The following is a 22,207-nucleotide window of genomic DNA, read 5'->3' on the forward strand; positions in this document are numbered from 1 at the left end:
CGCTGCCCCGCGCCTCATCGCCGCCCCACGTCGCCGTGCCCCCGTGCGCCTTGTCGCCCCCCCGCGCCGCCGCGCCGTCGCGCGCCTCATCGCCGTCACCCACGACCTCGCGGTTCCGGCCGGCGGCCCAGAGCGTGGCCGCGGCGGCCAGGGCCGCGATCGCGCCCACGTCCGGGCGCCAGAACGCCGCCGCGGCGGCCATCAAACCCGCCAGGCCTGGGCGGCCGCGGGTCGCGGCCAGGACCGCGGCGAGCGAGAACGCGAGGGCCGGGGCGGTCGGATTCGCGCTCGTCGGCTGCGCCGCGGTCAGCGCCGCCGCCAGCCATGCCGCCCACGCCCACCGCGGCCGCCGGTCGCGGACGAGCACGTAGACGAGCACCGCACACGTGGCGTCGGCGGCCACGCGCAGCAGCCGCCACCAGAGCAATGACGGGCCGAACAGCTTCCCGGCGGCCAGGACGAACAGCGGCTGGCCCGGACCATAGGACCAGCCGAAGTCGCGCCAGGGCCACTGGCCGTCGGCCATCCGGGTCGCGGCCTGCATCAGGATGCCTTCGTCGAGCGGGCCGAGGTAGCGGCGCAACGTGAAGCCGGAGATAGCCGCCGCCGCGAGCCAGAGGAGCGCGAGCCTCACGCGGTGACGCCCGCGCGCAGGTACCCGCGCAGCTCGGCCAGCAGGCCGCCCTCGAGGCGGTGGGTGGCGAGCGCGAGGCCGCCGAGCCACAGCGCCAGCTCCCCCAGCGCCTGTGCGAGCGTCCGCTCCCCGCCCCACAGCGCCAGCCGCAACACGATCACCGGCACGGACGCGAGCGCGACCGGGACCAGCGCACGCAGCGCGATCATCCCCAGCCGCACGCCGGGCAACAGGCGCCGCACGTAGACCTGCCGCACCGCGAGCACGCACGCGGTGCAGCCGACGCGACCGGCCACGAACCCCCACGAGCCGCCGGCCAGCGCGCCCGGGATCGCCAGGACGGCGAACGAGACGCCGAAGACCACGGACTCGACCGCCTGCGGCCAGGACTCGCCGCGCGCCCGATAGAACGCGAACCAGCTGTAGCCGACCTGCTGCAGCGCGACGGCGATCGCCATGCCGCCGAGCAGCACGATCGCTCCGCGCCACTCGTCGCCGAGCACGAACACGATCAGGTCCGGCCCGAACAGGGCGAGCCCGGCGCCGAACGGGAACGCCCACATCAACGTCAGCCGGTTCGCCTTGGCGAACAGCTCCTCGAGCACGTCGGCGCGATCGCGCACGCGGACGATCGCGGGGTAGATCGTCGTCGCCAGGATCTGGTCGGCACGATCGGCGTACCGCGTCAAGGTCGCCGCGAGCGTGATCCAGCCGGCCGCCTCGAGCCCGTCGTGGATCCCGAACACCGCGATCTGCCCCTGCGCGACGAACAGGCCGACCGCCGCGGTGACGAACACGGGCCACGAGAAGCGCAGGTAGCGACGGGCGGCGGCGCGGTCGGGGCGCAGCCGGAACCGGTAGGGCGATGCCCGCCAGGCGGCGACGATCGCGGCGAGGTTCCCGCACAGCGGCCCGATCACGAGCGCCCAGACCTCGACCCCCGCCAGCAGCAGCGGCACCGTGACCGCGACGGTCACCAGCGGCACGATCGCCTGCAGCGTCCGCAGCCGCACGTACTCCATGCGCTTGAAGAACACCCACTGCGGTGCCTGCAGCGCGAACGCCACGGGCAGATACGACACAGCGAGCGTGAGCCCGAGCAGGCGGTCGTCGTCGTAGGCGGCGGCGAGCACCGGCGCGAGCGCGGCCACCGCCAGCGCGCCCACCACGCCGAGCGCGAGCTCGACGGTCAGCGCACGCTGGAACTCGGCCTCCTCGTCGTCGGCCTCGGTCTGCACGAACGCCTCGTCGATGCCCACCCGCCGCAGGGCCACGATCGTCATGGCGGTCGTCGTGACCACGCCGTAGAGGCCGATCAGCCCCGGGCCGAGCAGCGCGGTCGCAAGCAGCCCCTGCAGCAGCACGAGCAGCTCGGCGCCGGAGAGGAAGACGGCATTGATCGCACCACCGCGCGCGGTCAGGACGCGCAGGCCTGCAGTGCCGCGGGGAGCCATGGGCCGCGATGCTAGTCGGCGGTCGTCGAGCGTCGAGTTTCTCGAGGACAGCGCGAGAAACTCGACGGTCGTGAGCTGAGACGCGCCATCCTGGGCGCCGATGGCCGCTTCGCCCGTGCTCTTCGTGTCCTACTCCGGCGTGCTCGGGGGTGCCGAGCGCGTGCTCCTGGACGCGGTGACGCGGATGGAGCGCCCGCCGGTCGTCGCGTGCCCGGACGGCCAGCTGGCCCACGCGCTCAGGCGAGCCGGCATCGAGCACGCGCCCACCAGCCGGCGCCCCTTGCAGCGCGGCCCCGCGCACCTCAAGGGAATCGCGGGTCTGGCCCTCGACATCCGCAGGCTCAAGCCGTCGTTCGTTGTTGCGTGGGGCGCGCGTGCCGTGCTCGCGGCCGCGCCGTCGGGGCGCCCGTGGCTTGCCGTCCACCACGACCTGCAGCCCAACGCCAAGCTTCGCGCCGCTCTACGGGCGACCACGCGCCGCGCGAACGGCGTCGTCGCCGCCTCGCACGCGATCGCGCGCGACCTCGGCCTCGAGCAGGCCACCATCCTGCACCCCGGGGTCGACCTCGACCGCTTCTCACCGCGGCCGCTGCCGCCGCGCCCGCCCCGCGCGCTCGTCCTCGGCGCCCTCGTCGCCTGGAAGCGGCCGGGGCTCGCGCTGGAGATCGCGCGGCACCTCCCCGAGCTGCACATCACCATCGCCGGCACCACGCTCCCCGGCGACGACGGAGCGCTCGAGACGAGGCTGAGACGACAAGCGGGACCGCAGGTCGAGCTCGCCGGCGCCGTCGCCGACGTCGCGGGCGCGCTCGCCGATGCCCACCTGCTCCTGCACTGCGCCGACGCGGAGCCCTACGGCATGGCGCTCGTCGAGGCCCTCGCGGCGGGCCGGCCGGTCGTGGCGCCCAGCGCGGGCGGGCCGGTGGAGATCGTGCAGGACGGCGCCGGGCGGCTCTATCCGCCGGGCGACGCGATCGCGGCCGCAGAGGCCATCGAGGCCATCCTCCAAGACCCCGACGCACCCGCCAACGCCCGCCGCCGCGCCGAGACCCACTTCGACGTCGTAGCCTCCACCCGCCGCCTGGAAGCGACGATCGAGGCGGCCCAGCGATGAACTACGCCGCGGTCATCGTCCTGCACCGCTCACGCGAGGAGCTCGCCCGGCTCCTCCCCACGATCGCGCCCGCGCAGCTGGTCGTGGTCGACGTCGGCCCCGACGACGGCGGCGCGCAACTGGCCGCCCAGCACGGCGCGACGGTGATCGAGCGCCGCGACAACCCCGGGTTCGGCGCCGCCAACAACCTCGCGCTCGACCACGTCACGCAGGCGATCACGGTGCTCCTCAACCCGGACACGCTGGACGCACACGGGCAACTCCCGACACTCGCGCGCCGCGCCCACCTCCCCGGCCTGCACGCGCCCCGCCTGCTCAACGAAGACGGAAGCGTCCAGCGCAGCGCCCACCCCCTCCCCGGCACGTTCGGCGCCTTCCTCCCCGCCGCATTTCCCGTCCTGCCCCGCGCGATCGCCCACCGCGCCGAGCCGTATCGGGCGCACACGCCGCGCACCGTCGGGTGGGCCGTCGCCGCCTGCCTCGCCGCGCGGACGGCGACGCTCAAGCGCCTGGGACCCTTCGACCCGAGCATCCACCTGTTCGCCGAGGACATGGATCTCTGTCTCAGAGCGCGCGAGCAACACCTGCCAACGGTCCTTCACCCGGACCTCCAAATCACCCACACGGGCGGCCACAGCATCGCCACCGAGCCCTTCGAGCTGCTCGCCAGACAGCGTCGCGACGTGATCGCCAGGACCCGCGGGCGTCGCGCGCGGGCGCTCGACGACGCAGCGCAACTGCTGACCTTCGCGACGAGGGCGGTCGCAAAAACTCCCTTTAACGCAAGAGAGCGCGCCCAGTTGGGCGCGCTCCTTGGACTGCTTCTACGAGGTGGGTCTTAGGCCGCTTCGCGGAGAGCGATGAGCTCGGGCCGCTGCGAGAGGCGCTTCAGGGCGCGCTCCTCGATCTGACGCGCGCGCTCGGTGCTCACACCGAGCTTGCGGCCGGCCTGCGACAGGGTCTGCGGTTCGCGGTCGCCCGCGCCGAAACGCATCTCGATCACGTCACGCTCGGGCTCGGGGAGCTCGGCGATGGCGGTCAACAGCGTCTCTGACTTCAGTGCCTCATGGACCTCTTCGTCCACGGCGGGCGTCTCGATCGCCAGCAGGTCGCCGAAGGCGGTGTCGCCGTCGTCGCCCACGGGCTTGTCCAGGCTGACCACTGCGCGGTCGGCCTTGCGGATCTCGATGACGTCCTCCAGCGGAAGGTCCGCAGCCGAGGCGATCTCCTCGTCCGAAGGCTCGTGACCGAGCTTCGTCGTGAGCTCACGCTCGATGCGCCCGACCTTGCGGGAGCGCTGCGCCACATGCACGGGAAGGCGGATGGTACGGCTGGTGTTCTCAAGTCCACGCTGGATCGCCTGACGGATCCAGAGCGTCGCGTACGTCGAGAAACGGAAGCCCTTGCGCCAGTCGAACTTCTCGACTGCGCGGATCAGTCCCAGCATCCCTTCCTGGATCAGGTCACCAAGGGCGAGGCCCTGGCCCTGATAGCGGCGCGCGTTAGCGACCACCAGGCGGAGGTTGGAATTGATCATGCGTTCTTTGGCTGCCAGGTCCCCGCGCTCGATCCGCTTGGCGAGTTCGATCTCCTCACTCGGCTTGAGCAGCGGGTACCGGCCAGCCTCACGCAGGAGCAGCTGGAGCGAGTCGAGGGTCGGGTCGACCTCGTGCTCGGTCTCGGTGCGTCGGCGTGGGGTGTCGGTGATAGTGCTCGTTTTGGGGTCCTTCGCTCGAAGTCTCAAGTCCTACTGATCCAGTAGGTATTATAGGCACATTTCGTTGATCTTGCAACCACCCGCCGACGGCCCTGACGATTTCGCCGAAGCTCGGCGGCGGTCCTGCAAGGTGGGGATGCCCGTGTTGCCCACGAGTTGTCCCCCCAGAGAGGCCTCACCTCGCCGCTAAGCTTGTGACCCAAGCGACGAGCTGAGCGCGCGCAGACGGCGTCCGCGCACAACAGACAACCCGAATCATGTCACGGGGTTACGGTCTTTGTGCCCGCTGCGCAAGAGATTTAACGAATCCTCATGGATTCGGCGCCTCGGCGTGACGATCTGCGAGGTAATAGACCGCCCAGCGGACGCTCTGTGGCGCGGGGCGATCGACCGCTCGCCTCATCGACGATAGCTCGCAGTTGTTGCTGGAAAGGTTCGACTCCGAACCGTCTCGCGGACGCGACGCAAGCGGCGGGATCGATCGAGTCCACCGACACGCCGCGGACCGCCGCCGCGAGCGCGGCCGGGTCGTCGCCGTCGTCGTAGAACCAGCCGGTGCGTCCCTCCGCCACGGTCTCGAGCAGGCCGCCGGCGCGCAGGCCGATGACGGGCCGCCCGGACGCCAGCGACTCGACCGCGGCGATCCCGAACTCCTCCTCCGCGGTCACGATCAGCGCTTGGGAGGAGCGCAGCAGGTCCGCGACCTCGCCGTCGGAGAGCCGGCCGGTCAGCCGGACGGTCGGACCCGCGAGCCGCCGCAGGTGCCGCCATTCCGGACCGTCGCCGACGACCACCAACGGCAGCCCGAGCGCGTTGAACGCCCGGATCGCGACGTCGATCCGCTTGTGCGCCATCAGCTCGGCCAGCACGAGGTAGTGCGCCCCCACCGGCCCGGGCGAGAAGCGCGAGAGCTCCACGGGCGGGTGCAGGATCGTCGACTCGCGCCCGAAGTAGCGCCGGATCCGCGCCGCGGTGATCGCCGAGTTCGCGATGTAGACGTCGACGCGCTGGGCCGCGATCCAGTCCCACTGGCGCCAGCGCGACAGCAATGCCCGCAGCGGCGGGCGCGTCAGCGGGTTGCGCGCGGCCAGCGTCGCCTCGCGCTCGCTCCACGCGTAACGGAAGGGGTTGTGGCAGTAACAGACGTGGGTCGCGCCCGGATCGACGAGGACGCCGTGCGCCCACGCGGAGGACGAGGAGACGACGATGTCGTAGCCGCGCAGGTCCAGCGACTCGATCGCGTGCGGGTACAGCGGCAGCAGCGGCCGGAACGTGCGCGCGGTCGGGCGCATCTTCTGCAGGAACGACGCCTGCGGCGCGCGGGCGGCGAAGCGCCCCTCGGTCCCCACCGGGTCATAGACCGCGGTGAACACGTCGGCGTCGGGATAGGCGTCGCAGATCGCCGCGAAGACGCGTTCAGCGCCCCGGAGGTCCAAGAGAAAATCGTGGATGAGCGCAACGCGCGGCAAGGCGCGCCATCCTACGTACCAATGCTGCGCGTCGTGCTGCTCGCGCTGGTCTGCGCCCTGGCTCTCCCGGCCGGGGCCGATGCCGCGCGCCGCGAGGTGCCGCGCGGGTGGCTCGGGGTCGTCGTCGACGGCCCGATGACCGACCCGGCGTTCGCGCAGGCGCCGGCCGAGTGGGACTCGCTCGCGGGCAGCGGTGCCGAATCGGTCCGCGCGGCCGTCTATTGGAACCAGATCCAGCCCAACGGGCCGACGGAGCAGAACTTCACAGCGTCGGACCCAATCTTCCTGGCGGCTGCGCAGCGTGGCCTCGACGTGCTACCGGTGATCCAGGGCACGCCCACCTGGGCGGCCAGGACTCCCTTCGACCCGGCCTCGCCGCCACGAGACAATGCGGACTTCGCGCGTTTCCTGACCGCGCTCGTCACGCGCTACGGACCGAATGGCTCGTTATGGGCAGAACATCCCGAAGTGTCTCGCCAACCTGTCCGTTCGTGGCAGATCTGGAACGAGCCCAACCTCACCCGCTATTGGAACGTCTCCCCCTGGGCGCCGTCATACGTCGCCCTCCTCAAACGCGCCCACAAAGCGCTCCAGGCGGCCGATCCCGGGTCAAAGACCGTGCTCGCGGGGCTCCCGAACGAGAGCTGGAAGGCGATCGCGGCCATCTACGACGCCGGCGCGCGCGGCTCGTTCGACGTCGCCACGCTGCACCCCTACACCGGCCAGCCCAAGAACGTCGTGCGCATCGTGAAGATCGTTCGCCGCGAGATGCAACGCCGGGGCGATGGCAAGTTGCCGATCTGGGTCACGGAGCTCTCCTGGCCCGCCGCCGAGGGGAAGACGGTTCAGCACCACGACTTCGAGACGACCGATCGCGGTCAATCCGACCGCCTCAAGGCGGGGCTGCCGATGCTCGCCGACCAGCGCAAGGCGCTCGGGATCGGGCGCGTCTATTGGTACACGTGGCTGTCCCAAGAGGGAATCTCGGGCAGCGCGTTCGACTTCTCCGGGCTGCGGCGCCTGCGCGCCGGCCAACTCGTCAGCTCACCGGCGTTGACGATTTTCACGCGCCTGGCGCGTCGCTTGCAGGGCTGCGAGAAGCAGTCAGGCGACGCACGCCGCTGTCGCTGACACGAATACGCTGCAGCCCTCGTGCGGGGGCGAGACGGCTATCGCGCTGTCCTGGCGGAACGATCGATCCGGCGACTGCTCGCGGCCTCGCTCGCCGGGCGTGTCGGCTTCCTGATGCTGCCGCTGGGGCTGATCTTCCTCGCGGAGACCGCGGCGCGGGCGGGAGCCTTGATCGCCGCGTTCTCGATCGCCAGCGCGCTGACGCCCGCACGCGGCCGCGTGGTCGACCGGCACGGGGCGCGGGCGCTGACCGCCTTCGCGCTGGCCTGCGGCGTCTTCACCTGGGCGCTCGTCGCGGCCTCGCTGCTGCACGCCCCCACCGCGGTGCTCGTGGCGATGAGCGCGCTGGTGGGCCTGGTCGCTCCGCCGCTGGGCCCGTTCACCCGCGCGGCCTATGGGCGGATGCTGGACGAGACGCTGCGGCAGCGCACGTTCGCGCTCGATTCGGCGGGCGAGGAGGGCGCGGTGATCGTCGCGCCGCTGCTCGCAGCGCTGCTGGCCGGCCTGCTCTCCCCCGAGGCGGCGGTCGCGATCGCGGCCGGGGCGCTGCTCGCCGGGTCGGTCGCGACGGCGGGCGCGGCGCCGGAACCGGGCCCGAAGCCCACCACGCACGCCCGTCGGGTGTCGCTCCCCGCCTCGCTGTGGCTGCTCTATGCCGCGCTCGCGTGCACGGCGGCGGCGCTCGGGGCGATCGACATCTCGCTGCCCGCCGTCGCGCGCGAGAACGACCACTTCAGCGCTGCCGGCGTGCTGTTCGCGGTGATGGCGATCGGCACGGTCGCCGGCAGCCTGCTGGCCGGGCGGCGCAGCTGGAGCATCTCGCCGCAGTGGCGGATCGCCGCGCTCACGGCCCTGATGGGCGCGGGGATCGCTTTGACCGCGACTATGACGTCGCGGCTGCCACTGCTCGGCGCGGCGCTGCTGATCCCGGGGTTACTACTTGGTGCGCTGTTCGCGACCGCCTATGTGCTGGCCGACCGGCTGGCGCCCCCGGGATCCGGCACCCGCACGTTCGCGTGGCTGGTGACGGCCAACAACGGCGGCATCGCGTTGGGTGCCGCGGGTGCGGGCGCGCTGGCCGAGGGATCAGGCGCGGCAGCGGGGTTGTGGCTCGGTGCGGCGTGCGCGTTCGCGGGGACCGTTCCCGCCGCCGCTGCCGCTGTGATGTCCGTGCGCGTACTCAAATGAGCACGGGCGACCGAAGTTCGTTGAGTACCTTCCGCCAAGACGTTTTACAAGGCGTCAGGGGATTGCGACATAGGGGGGTGTCATGAGCCATTTCAAGTGCTGAGCGCTGACTGTCGGCGCGCCGACACCAGAGCCCCAACCCATCAATCCGGACGGGTGTACCGCCCCTGCGGTGTATACGCTTGCGGCGAACGTGTCGCAGTCCGTCTCACGCACCCGACTTCAGCTGGCGATCCACGGGGCCGCTGCGGCGGCCCTGGTGCCTGCCCTGGTCTGGCTGGCACCGGAGTCCAAGTGGGATCGCCCTGGTCTGCTCGCCGTGTTGTTGATCCTCGCGGTGATCGCCGACTTCAACGAGGTCCCGCTCAAGAACGGGCTGCACTTCGACGCGGGCATGCCGCTCGCGCTGATCACGCTGGCCATCCTCGGCCCGCTGCCCGCCCTGCTGGTCGATCTCGTACCGATCGCCGTGGGTGGCGCGATCCGCCGGGAGAAGATCATTCGCGAGGGCAACCTCGCCAACGTCGCCGCCTACGGGTGGGAGACGATCGCGGCCACCTGCCTGCTGGCCGCGGCCGGCGTCGCCGGCATCGGTGTGGACGCACTGCCGTGGCTGCTGCTCGCCGGCTTCGTCATGTACTGGGTCAACGGCCTCGTCGGCCCGGGCATCTACGTCCCCCTGTACGTCGGTGCGCCTGTCTCGGTCCTGCCGCGCCTGTACATCGACTCGCTGCCGGCCGGCCTGCTGATGATCACGCTGGCGGCGATCACGGCCATCCTCGTCGGCCCGCTCGGGATCGCCGCGCTGGCGATCTTCGCCCTGATCGCGGTCGTCCCGCAGAGCGCGCTGATGTACGCATCTCTCACGCGCCCGGTCGCGCGTCTCGATCCGTTGACGGCGACGCGAAAATATTCTCAGGCGCTGGCGATGCACCTCGGGCTCGACCGGCACGAGCGCCGGCACCTCGCCCGCGTCACCCAGATCGCCTTCGAGCGCCGTGCCGACGCCGGCGATCCGATCGCCTACGCCCGCCAGACCATTCGCGACCCCTCCCGCGCGAGCTGGGAAGCCGGGCACGTCGCCGAGTGGTGGAACGGCGGCGGCGGCCCTGCCGGCCTGCGCGGCCCCGTCACGCCGGTCACGTCGCGGATCGTCGCGGTCGCGGACACCTGGAGCGCGCTGACCGCCAAGGGCGGCCCGCAGCTCTCCCACGCCGAGGCGCTGCTGGAGCTCGAGAACGCCGCCGGGACGCGGTTCGACCCGCGCGTGGTCCAGGCGGCGCACGCCGTCGTGGCCGAGGAGCGCGTGTCGGACGCCGAGCCGGCGCCGGAGCCCCGCCTGCACACGCTGCGCCTCCCGGCCCAGCTGCGCCGCGCTATGGCCGGCGGCTGACGATCGCCTCGACCGCGCTCGCCGTCCGCTCCCACGTGAAGCCCTTCGCCCGCTCGAGCCCGAGCGCGCGCAGTCGCTCGCGCTCGGCCTGATCGCCGACCAGCGAGACGAGCGCCTCGCGCAGCGCCTCCGGCTCGGGCGCGACCAGCCGCGCGGCGCCGCCCGCGGTGTCCGGCAAGGCCGTGGTGTTCGCTGCGACCACGGGCGTCCCGCACGCCATCGCCTCCAGGACGGGCAGGCCGAACCCCTCGTAGAGGCTGGGCAGCACGAAGGCCTCGGCGCCGGTGTAGAGGCCGGGCAGGTCGTCGTCGGGGACGTGGCCGAGCAGCGTGAGGCCGTCGAGGCCGGCTTCGGCGGTGAACTGCGGGCGATGGCCGCCCGCGATCACGAGGTCGACGCCTTGCGCGCTCAGCGCCGCCGCGGCCGGGACGAGCGCCCCGAGGTTCTTGCGCGCGGTGTGGGAGGCGACGCAGAGGACGTAGGGCCGGCCGCGCACGAGTGGGGTCGCCGTGGGGGTGAACCGCGGGTCCACGCCGCCATGGACGACCTCCGCCTCGACGTTCAACAGTTCCTTGAGCTCGTTCCGGGAGAAGTCCGAGACGGTGATCACGGTGCGGGCACGGCGGGCGATCAGCGGCAGCAGCCGGCGCTGCCAGGCCGCGTACAGCCCGCTGTACCAGCCGGGATGGCGCAGCGGCGCGGCGTCGTGGAGGATCACGACCGCGTTGCCGGCGGCGATCGGCGCGAGGTTCGCGGGACACAGCAACGCGTCGGCGCGGGCGCTCTGGATCGGCAGCACGAACTGCTCCCAGGCGTGGCCCGCGCGGTGCGAGAGCGCGGGTGGCGGGGCGAGCGTGCGGTACGGCAGGCGCTCGCACAGCTCGCGCGCCCAGCGCTCCACCCCACCGAGCTCCGGCCGTACGGCGGCGCGTCCGTCGATCACGGCCGAGGTCATCGCGCCGCACGCTATCGAGGCGTTCTCACCGTCCGTGCGCTTTTATTGGACATGAGCCCCCATGAAACGCCCCGTTCTTCGCCGCCGCCCGGACGACACCGCTCACCCCGCGGAAACCGCCCTGCCCGACCCGCCGCCTGGCGCCCGCGTGCGCATCCGGGTTCTCACCCGCGAGGATCGGGCCGATTTCCTCGCCCTCGCCCGCGAGAGCCGTCGCCTGCACCGGCCGTGGACCTATCCCCCCGAGCGGGCCGATCAGTTCGACGAGCTCTACAGCCGTTCGCGCCGCGAGGACTTCCTGTGCCTGATCGCCGTGCATGTCGAGTCGGGCGCGATCACCGGGGTGTTCACGATCTCCCAGATCGTCCGCGGCGCGTTTCAGTCCGCCTATCTCGGCTACTACGCCCACGAGGCGTACGCCGGCCAGGGCTTGATGCGCGAGGCGCTCGAACAGGTCCTCGACCACGCGTTCGGCGCGCTCGGCCTGCACCGCATCGAAGCCAACATCCAGCCCGGGAACGCGCCCTCGATCGCCTTGGCGCGGGGCGCGGGGTTCCGCCTGGAGGGCTTCTCCCCGCGCTACCTGCTGATCGGCGGCCAGTGGCGCGACCACGAGCGCTACGCGATCACCAACGACGAGCACGCGGCCGCGAAGGCCGCTTCCGAAGCGGCGTAGTTACGCGGCGAGCGCCTGCTCGAGGTCGGCCCAGAGGTCGTCGACGTCCTCGCAGCCGACGCTCATGCGGATCAGCCCGTCCGGGATGTGCTCCTGGCCGGGGTGGACGCTGCGGCGCTCCATCGTCGTCTCGACGCCGCCGAGGCTCGTCGCGTTCCAGATGATCTTGATCGCGGCGCAGGCCCGGTCCACCGTGGGCGCGTCCGCCAGCTCGAAGCTGACGACGGCGCCGAAGCCCGGATAGCGCACGCGGTGCACGGCCGGGTGGGCGTCCAGCCGCTTGGCCAGCTCGACGGCGGTGGCGATCGCGGTCTTCAGCCGCACCGGGAGCGTGCGGACGCCGCGGGTGGCCAGGAACGCCTCGAGCGTGCCCGGCGTGGCGCCATAGAGCTTGCGAGCAGTGATCAGGAGGTCGCGCTGCTCGGCGTCCTTGGCCACCGCGGCGCCCATCAGCAGGTCGGAGTGGCCGCCCAGGAACTTCGTCGCCGCGTGGATGACGATGTCCGCGCCCAGCGACAGCGGCTGCTGCAGCAGGGGCGTCGCGAAGGTGTTGTCGACGACCACGCGGGTGCCGGACTTGCGCGGCGCGGCGCAGATCGCCGCGACGTCGGACACGTCCAGCAGCGGGTTGGTCGGCGACTCGAGCCACAGCATGTCGGCCTCGAGCGCCTTGGCGACCCACCCGTCCAGGTCCGGCGCGGGCAGCCGTTCGACCGTCCAGCCGTGGTCACGCGCGCCCGCCTCGGCGATGCCCGCGACGCCCTGGTAGCAGTCGTCGGGGATCACGAGGTGCGCGCCGCTGGGGAGCTGCCCCAGCACGGCGGCACACGCCGCCATGCCGGAGGAGAACGACACGGCTTCGCCGCCCTCCAGGCCGCCGAGCACGGTCTCGAAGGCCTCCCACGTCTCGGTCGCCTCGGTGCGGCTGTATAGGCGCTCGGTACCCAGCACGAAGTTCGATGCGGGGACGAGCGGAGTGTTCAAGGGTGCGCCGGGCACACGGTCCGGCCGGCCACCCACGATGGCCCAGGTCTCTGGCTTCATAGATGCCTAAAAGAGTCCCAGTTGCTCGTCGCCGGGGTCGTCCGGCACGAGCACGAGCTCGGGCTCTTCGATGACCGGCTCCGGCAAGACCGGCTCTGGCTGCTCGGGTGCGGGCCGGGCGAGCAGCTCCGGAATCCGCGCGAAGTCCGCGCGCAGCGTCGCCAGCATCGCGGGCGTGTAGAGCGCGGCGGCGGGATGGAAGAGCGGGTACAGGCGCACGACGCGCGGCCCGATCTGCCGCAGCTCGTCGCGCCCGTGCAGGCGGGTGATCCCGGTCATGTCGTCGCGCAGCAGCTTCGTGGCGAAGTTCCCGAGCGTGCAGACGACCTTCGGCTCGATCAGCTCGAGCTGCCGGAACAGGTACTCCTGGCAGGAGTCGATCTCCTGCGGCAGCGGGTCGCGGTTGCCGGGAGGGCGGCATTTGAGGACGTTCGCGACGAAGACGTCGCCGCGGGTGAGGCCGATCTCGCTCAGCAGCGTGTCGAGCAGACGACCCGCCTGGCCGACGAACGGGAGGCCCTGCTTGTCCTCGTTGGCGCCGGGCGCCTCGCCCACGAACATGAGGTCCGCGTCGGCGTTGCCCGAGCCGAAGACGACGGTGGTGCGGGTGCCCGCGAGTTGCGGGCAGCGCTGGCAGGTCCGGGCCTGTTCCCAGACGGCCTTCAGCTCCTCGCGCCGCTCCGAAGCGCTGGACATATCTCCAAAATATCGGCGCCCGCGGCGGAGCCGGCCGTTTACGCCGCACTGTGCGGCACTAAGATTCAACCGCGCCGGTATCTCGATGCGAGAACTGGACCCGAAGAGCCCCCACACCCCGCCTGCCTGCACCGTCGTCGGCGCTGGGCGTCTCGGCACGGTGCTGGCCGCGGCGCTTTCGGATGGCCCCGCTCTGCGGCGCGGCGAGCCGGTCCCGGCGTCCGCCGAGGTCGTCCTGCTCGCGGTGCCGGACGCAAAGATCGCCGAGGTCGCGCTCACCGTCGGACCTGGTCCGCTGCTCGGACACTGCTCCGGAGCGACTGGCCTCGACGTCTTCGGCGGGCGCGAGGGGTTCTCGCTGCACCCGCTGATGTCCGTGCCGACCGGGAGCGAGCCGAGCGTGCTGCGCGGGGCGGGTGCCGCGGTGGACGGGTCCTCCGAACGCGCGCTGGCGGTGGCCAACGCACTGGCGGAGGCGCTGGGCATGCGCGCCACGCGCGTCAAGCCGGAGGATCGCGTCGCCTACCACGCGGCGGGGGCGATCGCGGCCAACTTCTTCGTCGCTCTGGAGGCCTGCGCCGAGCGGCTGGCGGCGACGACCGGCATCACCCGCGAGCAGCTCGCCCCGCTCGTGCTCGCGACCGCGGAGCAGTGGGCGCGGCTGGGCCCCGAGGCCGCGTTGACGGGCGCGATCGCCCGCGGCGACGAGGGGACCGTCGAGCGCCACCGGGCGGCGGTGGCGGAGCGGACCCCCGAGCTGCTGCCGGTGTGGACCGAGCTCGCGGAGGTCACCCGGGCCGTGGCGGGTAGGAAGAGCTGGGTATGAGGACGATCCGCACGATCGGAGAGATGCGCGCCTGGCTCGGAAACGTGCGCGCCGAGGGCCGGACGGTCGGCCTGGTGCCGACGATGGGCGCCTTCCACGCCGGACATCACTCGCTGATGCGGGCCGCGCGCGAGGAGCAGGACTCCGTCGTCGTCTCGCTGTTCGTCAACCCGGCGCAGTTCAACGACCAGCGCGACCTCGCGGCCTACCCGCGCACCGAGGGCAACGACGCCGCGGAGGCGGCCGAGCTGGGCGTCGACGTGCTCTTCGCCCCGGGGGTGAGCGAGATCTACCCGGACGGCTTCGCCACGACGGTCATGGTCGGCGGCCTCGCCGAGGTCCTCGAAGGCGCCGAGCGCGGCCCCGGCCACTTCGCCGGCGTCTGCACCGTCGTCAACAAGCTCTTCAACATCGTCGCGCCCGACGTCGCCTACTTCGGCCAGAAGGACGCGCAGCAGGTCGCGGTGGTCAAGCGGATGGTCCGCGATCTCGACATGCCGGTCAGGATCGAGGTCATGCCCACCGTGCGCGAGCCCGACGGCCTCGCGCTCTCCTCCCGCAACGTCCGCCTCTCCCCCGAGGACCGCGCCCGCGCCCTGGGGCTCTCCCGCGCGCTGCGGGCCGCGTCCGCCGCGGTGGCGGGCGGGGCGCGCGACGCGGAGGCGATCCGCGCGGCCGCGCTGGCCGAGCTCGACGGGCTCGACCCCGAGTACCTCGCGATCGTCGACCCCCTCACCTTCGCCCCGCTGCGCACGGTCTCAGCCCGCACGCTGGTCGCGATCGCCGCGCAGGTCGGGCCCGTCCGCCTGATCGACAACATCGTCCTCGAACCCGTCCCGGTGGCGACCGGCTAGCCGGCGTCAACCACATTAAGGAGCGAGATGTCCACCCCACCCAAGGATCAGCGCAAGCGCGTGACGCTCACCAAGCTCGCCGAGATGCGAGCGCTGGGCGAGCCGATCGTGATGATCACCGCCTACGACCACCCGAGCGCGCTCGTGGTCGAGCAGGCGGGCGTCGACGTCGTCCTCGTCGGCGACTCCGCGGCCAACAACGTGCTCGGCTACACCGACACGGTGCCGGTCACGGTCGAGGAGCTGCTGATGCTCACCCGCGCGGTCCGGCGCGGGCTGAAGACCCCGCTGCTGGTCGGCGATCTGCCGTTCGGGTCCTATGAGGCCAGTGACGCGCAGGCGATCGCGACCGCCCACCGCTTCGTCAAGGAGGCCAGCTGCGACGCGATCAAGCTCGAGGGCGGTGGCGCCTCCGCCGACCGTGCCCGGGCGATCATCCGCGCCGGGGTGCCGGTGATGGGCCACATCGGCCTGACGCCGCAGACCGCCACGATGCTCGGCGGCTACCGCGCCCAGGGGCGCACCGCGGCGCGCGCCAAGCAGGTCTTCGACGACGCGCTCGCGCTGCAGGAGGCGGGCTGCTTCAGCATCGTCTTCGAGGCGATCCCCGCCGAGGTCACCGACGCGATCATGCCCTACCTCGAGATCCCGGTGATCGGCATCGGCGCGGGCCCGAGCACCGACGGCCAGGTGCTGGTCCTGCACGACCTGCTGGCGATCCACGACGACTTCAAGCCGAAGTTCGCCAAGCGCTTCGCCGCGGTCAAGGAAGAGATGCTGCGCGGCGTCGAGGCGTACGCCGAAGAGGTGCGCACACGCAAGTTCCCCGCGCCCGAGCACACCTACGGGATCGCCCCCGAGGAACTCGAGCGTTTCCGGGACAGCCTGGCGCCGGTGGAGCACCACGCCCGCAGATAACAACTTCTTCACAAGTAGACTGCCGGGCCACATGAGCCGGCTGTCTCAGATCTTCGCGCCCAAGGAACGGGAGTTCTTCGACCTCTTCGAGGAGGCGGCGAACAACTGCGTCAAGGCCGCCGGTCTGCTCCAGCACATGCTGGAGCAGTGGCCGGACGACGGCCAGTCGCTGCGTGAGGTCGTGGACTGCGAGCAGGAAGGCGACCGGATCACCCACGACATCATCCAGCGCCTCAACCAGACGTTCGTGACGCCCTTCGACCGCGAGGACATCATCGCGCTCGCCTCGGGCATCGATGACATCGTCGACTTCATCGAGGAGGTCGCCGACTTCCTCGGCCTCTACCGGATCGAGGCGTCGACCGAGCAGGCGGAGCGCATGGCCGCGGTCCTGCATCAGGCGACCCGGCAGATCAACGGCGCGATGCCGCGCCTGCGCAGCCTGCAGGACATCCACCACTACACGGTGGAGGTCAACCGGCTCGAGAACGAGGGCGACCGGATCCTCCGCGAGGCAGTCGCCGCACTGTTCGACCACGGGATCGACCCGATGATGGTCATCCGCTGGAAGGACATCTACGAGCGCTTGGAAGATGCCATCGATGCCACCGAGACCGCGGTGAACATCATGGAAGGCATCATCATCAAGAACCGGTAGACGTGCACTCCGACGTCATCCTGTTCATCGTCGTCGGCACGGCGATCGCCTTCGACTTCACCAACGGCTTCCACGACACGGCCAATGCGATCGCCACGTCGGTGTCGACGCGCGCCATGTCGCCCCGGGTCGCCGTCGCCATGGCCGCGAGCCTGAACTTCGTCGGCGCCTTCCTCTCGCTCGCGGTCGCCGCGACGATCGCCAAGGGGATCGTCGACTCGACCTCGATCACGCTGCTCACGGTCTTCGCGGGCCTCGTCGGCGCGATCGCGTGGAACCTGACGACCTGGTGGTTCGGGTTGCCCTCGTCCTCGTCGCACGCCCTGATCGGCGGGATGGTCGGCGCGACGCTCGTCTCCGAAGGGTCCAGCGCCGTGCTCTGGCAGGGTCTCCTCGACAAGGTCGCGATCCCCGCGCTCGTCGCGCCCGTGCTGGCGATGGCCGCCGCCGGGCTGGCGATCCTCGTCGCCTACCGCATCGTCGGGCGCCAATCGCCTGGCGTCGTGACGCGCGGCTTCCGGCTCGGCCAGCTCGCCACGAGCGCCCTGTTCTCGCTCTCGCACGGCACCAACGACGCGCAGAAGACGATGGGGATCATCTTCCTCGCGCTGGTCACGAACGGGAACCTGAGCGCCGACGCCGACATCCCGACGTGGGTGGTCGTGTCCTCGGCGTCGGCGATCGCGCTCGGCACCTACTTCGGCGGCTGGCGGATCGTGCGAACGATGGGCTCGAAGATCATCAAGATGGACCCGGCGCAGGGCTTCGCGGCCCAGGGCGCGGGGGCAGCGGTGATCCTGTCGGCGTCGCACGTGGGCTTCCCGCTGTCGACGACGCAGGTCATGTCCGGCGCGATCGTGGGCGCGGGTGCGGCCAAGCGGCTCTCCGCGGTGCGCTGGGGCGTCGCCGGGAACATCGTCCTGGCGTGGGTGCTGACGCTGCCGTGCTCGGCCGCCGTCGGCGCCGTGACGTACGGCGTGGTGCGGCTCTTCGGGACCGGGTCGACCGGCCCGATCGTCGTCGCCGGCGCGCTGCTGGCGGCGCTGGCGGTCTTCTCGCTGCGGCGGCTGCGGGTCCAGGAGCCGGTGGCCGCATGATCGGCGACATCTTCGAGGTGATCTGGGTCTCGCTGATCGCGGGGGTGGGGATCACCGCCTCGTTCTCGTTCGTCGTGCTCGGCAGCGGGCGGTCGGCGGAGGCGCGGCGCGAAGGGCACAGCATCGCCACGGTCGCCTACGGCGCGCTCGCGGTGGTGTTCCTGATCGTCTTCTTCGGCGGCTTCGTCTACGCCATCGACGTCCTGCTGACCAAGCGGTAGCTGGGGACGAACGTCAACTGCTCCGGTGAGGGAGGGGCCGTTGCGGTGCGGGCCACGGAGACAGAAAGGGCGTTCTCACGCACGCCGATCACCCCATCGGGCGGGTCGCGAGGGGGGTGATCCACGAACCTTCCGGGGGGAGGGCACTTTGTGCAGCACCCCCATCAACGCGCCACATCGAACAGCGCGAACCCGATCGAAACCCGCGACCCGCGCCTCAAACGCGCACGGTCAACCACGGCGACCGGGACAACGCGAGTCAGGGACACACTCTCCGTCTCGTGGCCCGTAACTGTCGGTGTCCCGGCACGGCAACCCAAGCCAACAGAGCCGAGCGGCACGGCGGACGGCGGCAGCCCGGGACGGGTGGCTCGCCACTCCCCCTCCCCACCCGGCGCAGTTGACGTTCGTCCCGAGCTAGTACTCGATCGTCCTGAGCACGCGGGCGGGTGAGCCGGCGGCGATGCTGAAGGGCGGGAGGTCGGTCGTGACGACGCTGTTGGCGCCGATCACGCAGCGCTCGCCGATCGTGACGCCGCTCGTCACGACGACGTTCGCGCCGCACCACACGTTGTCGCCGATGCGGGTCGGGCCCTTGGACGTGAAGCCCTGCCAGGTCACTGGCTTGTCGGGGTCGTCGAAGCGGTGGTTGCCGTCGGTGACGAAGCAGCCGTTGGCGAACATGCAGTGCTCGCCGATCTCGACGAGCTCGACGGCCGCGACCTGAACGCCGAGGTTGAGGAAGCTGCCGCCGCCGATGCGAATCCTTCCTGGCGCGGGCGCGGTCAGCCACACATTGGGCTCCAAGAGGACGTGTTCGCCCAGTTCCAGGCGCCCGTCGAGCAGCATCTCGAGCACGTTTCCGTGGACCGGCCAGCGCGTGAAAGCACGGCGCCGCGCGAATTCGTAGTGGATCCGGGCGCGGTTCCACGGCAGGGTCGAGCGCTCGTACCAGCGCCACTTCTGTGCCCAGAGTTTGAGGTCAGCCGGGTCGACAGATTGCATGCACGTTCACGTAACCCCGCTCGCAGGACTTCACTTGCGGACCGCGACGGGCAAGCCTGAGCGCAGTCAGACACTTCGCTGGGAGGCTACGTGTTGCGCCGTACTCCGCTTTTCGCTCTTTGCTTCGCCATCTTGTTCGCCGCTCCTGCTGGAGCCGCCGTGCCGCATACCGTTCAGCCAGGCGAGACGCTCTGGTCGATCGCGGCGGCCAATAACCTCACGACCCGAACCGTCGCCGCATTCAACGGCCTGTCCGAGAACGCGCAGGTCGTGCTCGGGAGCACGATCCAGGTGCCGAGCACGTCCGAGGGCTACTCGGCGCTGCAGAAGAACGGGCTCGTGCCCGTCGCGCCGGCGCCCGGCTCGGCGCCGGCGACCACCGCGCCCGCGGCTCCGGCCGCCGCTCCCGCCCCGATGGGCGGCTACACCGTCCGGCCGGGCGACACCCTGTCCGGCCTCGCCGCGGGCGCCCGCGTGTCGGTCAACGCGATCGCCCAGATGAACGGGCTCAACCCGAGCGGCCTGCTGATCGCGGGCACCGTCATCAAGCTGCCGACGGGCGCGCCCGCCCCCGCCCGCGCCTCGCAGCCCGCACCGGCCGCCACGGTCGTCCCGGTCGCGGCGCCCGAGCCCACCAGCACGCGGGTCGGCGCCGCCGACGTGCAATCGGTCGCCGCCGCCCACGGCGTCTCGCCCTCGCTGGCGACCGCGATCGCCTGGCAGGAGAGCGGCTTCAACAACGGGATGGTGTCGTCCGCCAACGCCCGCGGCGTGATGCAGGTCATGCCCGGCACGTGGAACTACGTGCAGCAGAACCTGGCCGGCGGCCGCAAGCTGAACCCGTATTCGGCGTCCGACAACGTGACCGCGGGCGTGCTGTACCTCAAGTCGCTGCTCAACCAGACCGGCGGCAACGAGTCGCAGGCGATCGCCGCGTACTACCAGGGCCTTGGGGCGCTCCGCTCGCGCGGCGTGTTCGACGACACCGCCAAGTACGTCGCCAACGTCCAGGCGTTGCGCGGACGCTTCGGCGGCTAGTAGTCGCGCTTCCGATTGGTCCGCAGCGAGATGATCTCGTTGCGGACCAATCTTGCTACGCTGAACGCATGGCGACAGTAGAGAGAACACCAGACCTCGGGTTTCTGTTCGCCAAGGCCGCGCACTCCCTGCAGACCGAGATGACCGCGCGGCTCGAGCACATCGGGCTCATGCCGCGCGAGCAGTGCGTGCTGAGCAAGGCGCTCGAGGGCGAGCAGACGCAGATCCGCCTCGCCGAGCGCTGCGAGCTCGACAAGACGACGATGGTCGTCACCGTCGACCGGCTGGAAAAGGCCGGCCTGGTCGAGCGCCGCCCCTCCCCCACCGATCGCCGCGCCCGGATCATCGCCGTGACCGAGAAGGGCAAGGCGGTCGCCGAGGAGGGCGACGCGCTGATCGAAGGGATCTACGCCGACATCCTCGGCTCACTGCCGGACGACGAGCGCGCGGTCTTCGCCAACGCGTTGGCGCGACTGGTCACCGATCGCCTGTCGAATCCGCCGACCTGCGTCACCCCCGTGAGGCGCCCGCGCACCTCATGATCCTGAAGTAGATCGTCTACTAGTAGATCATCTGCTACGGTCCCTCCTGTGTCCACGAACCAGGAGGCGACTCCCATGCAGTCCCAAACCCGCGACTCCCGCTGGCTGGCCCTCGTGGTCCTCTGCGCGGGGATGCTGATGGTCATCCTCGATCAAACGATCGTGAACGTGGCCCTGCCGACCATCCAGGAAGACCTCGGCTTCTCGGCCTCCGGGCTGGCCTGGGTCGTCAACGCGTACCTGATCGCCTTCGGCGGCTTGCTGCTGCTCGCCGGCCGGCTCGGTGATCTGATCGGGCGGCGGACGATCTTCCTCGCCGGCCTCACCGTCTTCACCTTGGCCTCGCTCTTGTGCGGCTTGTCGGGCTCGCCCGAGATGCTGATCGCCGCGCGCTTCGTCCAGGGCGTCGGCGGGGCGCTCAGCTCCGCCGTGATCCTCGGGATGATCGTGACGATGTTCCCCTCACCCGGTGAGCAGGGCAAGGCGATCGGCGTCTTCGCCTTCGTCACCTCGGCCGGCGCGTCGATCGGCCTGCTCCTCGGCGGCGTTCTGACCCAGGCACTGAGCTGGCACTGGATCTTCTTCGTCAACGTCCCGATCGGCGCCGCGACGCTGCTGTTCGCTCTGCGCCTGCTCGAGCACGAGCGCGGCGTAGGCCTGCGCGAGGGCGCCGATGTGCCTGGCGCCGTGCTGGTCACCAGCGCGCTGATGCTCGGCGTCTACACGATCGTCGATGCGCATTCGTTCGCGCTGGGCGCCATCTCAGTGGTGCTGCTGGCGGGGTTCGTCTGGCGCCAGGCCACCGCCTCACGCCCGCTCCTGCGGCTCGGCATCCTGCGCTCGCGCAACGTCGCCGGCGCCAACGTCGTGCAGATGCTGATGATCGCCGGGATGCTCGGCGTGTTCTTCCTCGCCGTCCTCTACCTGCAGCGAGTGCTGGGCTACGACGCCGTTCGCACCGGCGCGGCGTTCCTGCCGATCTCGCTGTCGATCGGCGTGCTCTCGCTCGGCTTCTCCGCCCGCCTCAACGCTCGCTTCGGCCCGCGCAACGTGCTGCTTCCGGCCCTCGCGTCGATGACCGCCGGCCTGTTGCTGCTCTCGCGCGTGCCGGTCGACGGCCAGTACGTGTCCGACCTGTTGCCGGCGATGATCCTGCTCGGGATCGGCGGCGGCCTCGCGTTCCCCGCCCTGATGACCCTCGCGATGTCCAGCGCCGCGCCGGAGGACTCCGGCCTCGCCTCGGGCCTCGTCAACACCACGCAGCAGGTCGGCGGCGCGCTCGGCCTCGCGATCCTGGCGACGGTGGCCGAGAACCGCACGGGCGACGCGACCTCCGCCGCCGCGCTGGTCGACGGCTACGGCGCCGCGTTCACCGTCGCCGCGGGCCTCGTGCTCGCCGCGCTCGTGGTCGGGATCGTCGTGCTGCGCCCATCGCGCGTGGCGACGGCGGGTGCCGAGGCAGCCGAGCCGGTCGTCGTCACCGGCTGACGCCGCCCCGCGACCCGCGTTGACCGGGGGGTGGTTTACGAACCTCCCCACATATGGGGACAAACGTCAGCCACCCCCTCGTCAACGCT

Annotated in this window: 22 protein-coding genes and 1 pseudogene; 15 read left to right on the plus strand and 8 right to left on the minus strand. The window is 71.4% G+C overall.

Features of this window, described 5'->3' with window-relative positions:
* A pseudogene (locus tag OM076_RS33370) lies at window positions 1-634 on the minus strand (hypothetical protein); the annotation flags it as partial.
* Window positions 631-2,088, minus strand: coding sequence for an oligosaccharide flippase family protein (locus tag OM076_RS33375; protein WP_270044486.1), 1,458 nt, complete (start codon window positions 2,086-2,088; stop codon window positions 631-633). The gene OM076_RS33375 and the pseudogene OM076_RS33370, both read right to left, overlap by 4 nt.
* A 100-nt stretch (window positions 2,089-2,188) precedes the next feature.
* On the opposite strand from OM076_RS33375, the gene OM076_RS33380 reads away from it, so the two are divergent.
* Together OM076_RS33380 and OM076_RS33385 are read left to right on the plus strand one after the other, a co-directional pair.
* Window positions 2,189-3,202: a glycosyltransferase gene (locus OM076_RS33380; RefSeq protein ID WP_270044487.1), complete on the plus strand. Its 1,014-nt coding sequence runs from the start codon at window positions 2,189-2,191 to the stop codon at window positions 3,200-3,202.
* Window positions 3,199-4,044 (plus strand): glycosyltransferase family 2 protein, encoded by an 846-nt coding sequence (locus tag OM076_RS33385; protein WP_270044488.1) that lies wholly within the window; start codon window positions 3,199-3,201, stop codon window positions 4,042-4,044. The genes OM076_RS33380 and OM076_RS33385 overlap by 4 nt, the downstream gene beginning before the upstream one ends.
* Here OM076_RS33385 and OM076_RS33390 read toward each other — a convergent pair.
* Together OM076_RS33390 and OM076_RS33395 are read right to left on the minus strand one after the other, a co-directional pair.
* On the minus strand, window positions 4,041-4,946 hold the full coding sequence (locus OM076_RS33390) for a sigma-70 family RNA polymerase sigma factor (RefSeq protein WP_053227242.1): 906 nt from the start codon (window positions 4,944-4,946) through the stop codon (window positions 4,041-4,043). The genes OM076_RS33385 and OM076_RS33390 overlap by 4 nt on opposite strands.
* A 272-nt stretch (window positions 4,947-5,218) precedes the next feature.
* A complete protein-coding gene (locus OM076_RS33395; protein ID WP_270044489.1) occupies window positions 5,219-6,355 on the minus strand; it encodes a glycosyltransferase in 1,137 nt (378 codons plus the stop codon).
* A 9-nt stretch (window positions 6,356-6,364) separates the two neighbouring features.
* On the opposite strand from OM076_RS33395, the gene OM076_RS33400 reads away from it, so the two are divergent.
* The 3 genes from OM076_RS33400 to OM076_RS33410 all read left to right on the plus strand — a co-directional run bounded on the left by OM076_RS33400 (window position 6,365) and on the right by OM076_RS33410 (window position 10,100).
* Window positions 6,365-7,519, plus strand: coding sequence for a hypothetical protein (locus OM076_RS33400; protein WP_270044490.1), 1,155 nt, complete (start codon window positions 6,365-6,367; stop codon window positions 7,517-7,519).
* A gap of 21 nt (window positions 7,520-7,540) precedes the next feature.
* Entirely contained in the window at window positions 7,541-8,707 is a 1,167-nt protein-coding gene (locus OM076_RS33405; protein WP_270044491.1) for an MFS transporter, read from the plus strand.
* 193 nt (window positions 8,708-8,900) lie between these two features.
* Complete coding sequence (locus OM076_RS33410; RefSeq protein WP_270044492.1) at window positions 8,901-10,100, plus strand: HD domain-containing phosphohydrolase; 1,200 nt, start codon at window positions 8,901-8,903, stop codon at window positions 10,098-10,100.
* On the opposite strand, the gene OM076_RS33415 is transcribed toward OM076_RS33410, so the two are convergent.
* Window positions 10,084-11,055 (minus strand): glycosyltransferase family 4 protein, encoded by a 972-nt coding sequence (locus tag OM076_RS33415; protein ID WP_270044493.1) that lies wholly within the window; start codon window positions 11,053-11,055, stop codon window positions 10,084-10,086. The genes OM076_RS33410 and OM076_RS33415 overlap by 17 nt on opposite strands.
* A 61-nt stretch (window positions 11,056-11,116) precedes the next feature.
* On the opposite strand from OM076_RS33415, the gene OM076_RS33420 reads away from it, so the two are divergent.
* Window positions 11,117-11,731: a GNAT family N-acetyltransferase gene (locus OM076_RS33420; protein WP_270044494.1), complete on the plus strand. Its 615-nt coding sequence runs from the start codon at window positions 11,117-11,119 to the stop codon at window positions 11,729-11,731.
* On the opposite strand, the gene OM076_RS33425 is transcribed toward OM076_RS33420, so the two are convergent.
* The gene (locus tag OM076_RS33425; protein WP_270044495.1) at window positions 11,732-12,775 is read right to left on the minus strand and encodes a trans-sulfuration enzyme family protein; all 1,044 of its coding nucleotides are present in this window, start codon (window positions 12,773-12,775) and stop codon (window positions 11,732-11,734) included. It abuts the gene before it with no gap.
* Between the two features lie 6 nt (window positions 12,776-12,781).
* Window positions 12,782-13,471: a uracil-DNA glycosylase gene (locus OM076_RS33430; RefSeq protein WP_270044496.1), complete on the minus strand. Its 690-nt coding sequence runs from the start codon at window positions 13,469-13,471 to the stop codon at window positions 12,782-12,784.
* An 85-nt stretch (window positions 13,472-13,556) separates the two neighbouring features.
* Here OM076_RS33430 and OM076_RS33435 point away from each other — a divergent pair, with 85 nt between their 5' ends.
* The 6 genes from OM076_RS33435 to OM076_RS33460 are packed head-to-tail and all read left to right on the plus strand — an operon-like array spanning window position 13,557 to window position 18,045.
* Window positions 13,557-14,297: a DUF2520 domain-containing protein gene (locus OM076_RS33435; protein WP_270044497.1), complete on the plus strand. Its 741-nt coding sequence runs from the start codon at window positions 13,557-13,559 to the stop codon at window positions 14,295-14,297.
* Window positions 14,294-15,151 carry a pantoate--beta-alanine ligase gene (gene panC / locus OM076_RS33440; RefSeq protein WP_270044498.1) on the plus strand — a complete coding sequence of 286 codons (858 nt, stop codon included), beginning with the start codon at window positions 14,294-14,296 and terminating at the stop codon, window positions 15,149-15,151. Before OM076_RS33435 ends, panC begins: the two co-directional genes overlap by 4 nt.
* Window positions 15,152-15,178: 27 nt before the next feature.
* On the plus strand, window positions 15,179-16,069 hold the full coding sequence (gene panB / locus OM076_RS33445) for a 3-methyl-2-oxobutanoate hydroxymethyltransferase (RefSeq protein ID WP_270044499.1): 891 nt from the start codon (window positions 15,179-15,181) through the stop codon (window positions 16,067-16,069).
* Window positions 16,070-16,100: 31 nt separating this feature from the next.
* Window positions 16,101-16,727, plus strand: coding sequence for a DUF47 domain-containing protein (locus OM076_RS33450; protein ID WP_270044500.1), 627 nt, complete (start codon window positions 16,101-16,103; stop codon window positions 16,725-16,727).
* A gap of 2 nt (window positions 16,728-16,729) precedes the next feature.
* Window positions 16,730-17,824: an inorganic phosphate transporter gene (locus OM076_RS33455; protein WP_270044501.1), complete on the plus strand. Its 1,095-nt coding sequence runs from the start codon at window positions 16,730-16,732 to the stop codon at window positions 17,822-17,824.
* Complete coding sequence (locus OM076_RS33460; protein ID WP_270044502.1) at window positions 17,821-18,045, plus strand: hypothetical protein; 225 nt, start codon at window positions 17,821-17,823, stop codon at window positions 18,043-18,045. Before OM076_RS33455 ends, OM076_RS33460 begins: the two co-directional genes overlap by 4 nt.
* Window positions 18,046-18,462: 417 nt before the next feature.
* Here the strand turns inward: OM076_RS33460 and OM076_RS33465 are convergent, their stop codons facing one another.
* Complete coding sequence (locus OM076_RS33465) at window positions 18,463-19,050, minus strand: acyltransferase (RefSeq protein WP_270044503.1); 588 nt, start codon at window positions 19,048-19,050, stop codon at window positions 18,463-18,465.
* Between the two features lie 159 nt (window positions 19,051-19,209).
* On the opposite strand from OM076_RS33465, the gene OM076_RS33470 reads away from it, so the two are divergent.
* The 3 genes from OM076_RS33470 to OM076_RS33480 all read left to right on the plus strand — a co-directional run bounded on the left by OM076_RS33470 (window position 19,210) and on the right by OM076_RS33480 (window position 22,118).
* A complete protein-coding gene (locus tag OM076_RS33470) occupies window positions 19,210-20,088 on the plus strand; it encodes a lytic transglycosylase (RefSeq protein WP_270044504.1) in 879 nt (292 codons plus the stop codon).
* 68 nt (window positions 20,089-20,156) lie between these two features.
* Window positions 20,157-20,630, plus strand: a complete 474-nt coding sequence (locus OM076_RS33475) for a MarR family winged helix-turn-helix transcriptional regulator (RefSeq protein ID WP_270044505.1) — start codon at window positions 20,157-20,159, stop codon at window positions 20,628-20,630.
* Between the two features lie 75 nt (window positions 20,631-20,705).
* Complete coding sequence (locus tag OM076_RS33480; protein ID WP_270044506.1) at window positions 20,706-22,118, plus strand: MFS transporter; 1,413 nt, start codon at window positions 20,706-20,708, stop codon at window positions 22,116-22,118.
* The last annotated feature ends 89 nt before the right edge of the window (window positions 22,119-22,207 follow it).

It is taken from the genome of Solirubrobacter ginsenosidimutans, from assembly GCF_027587205.1.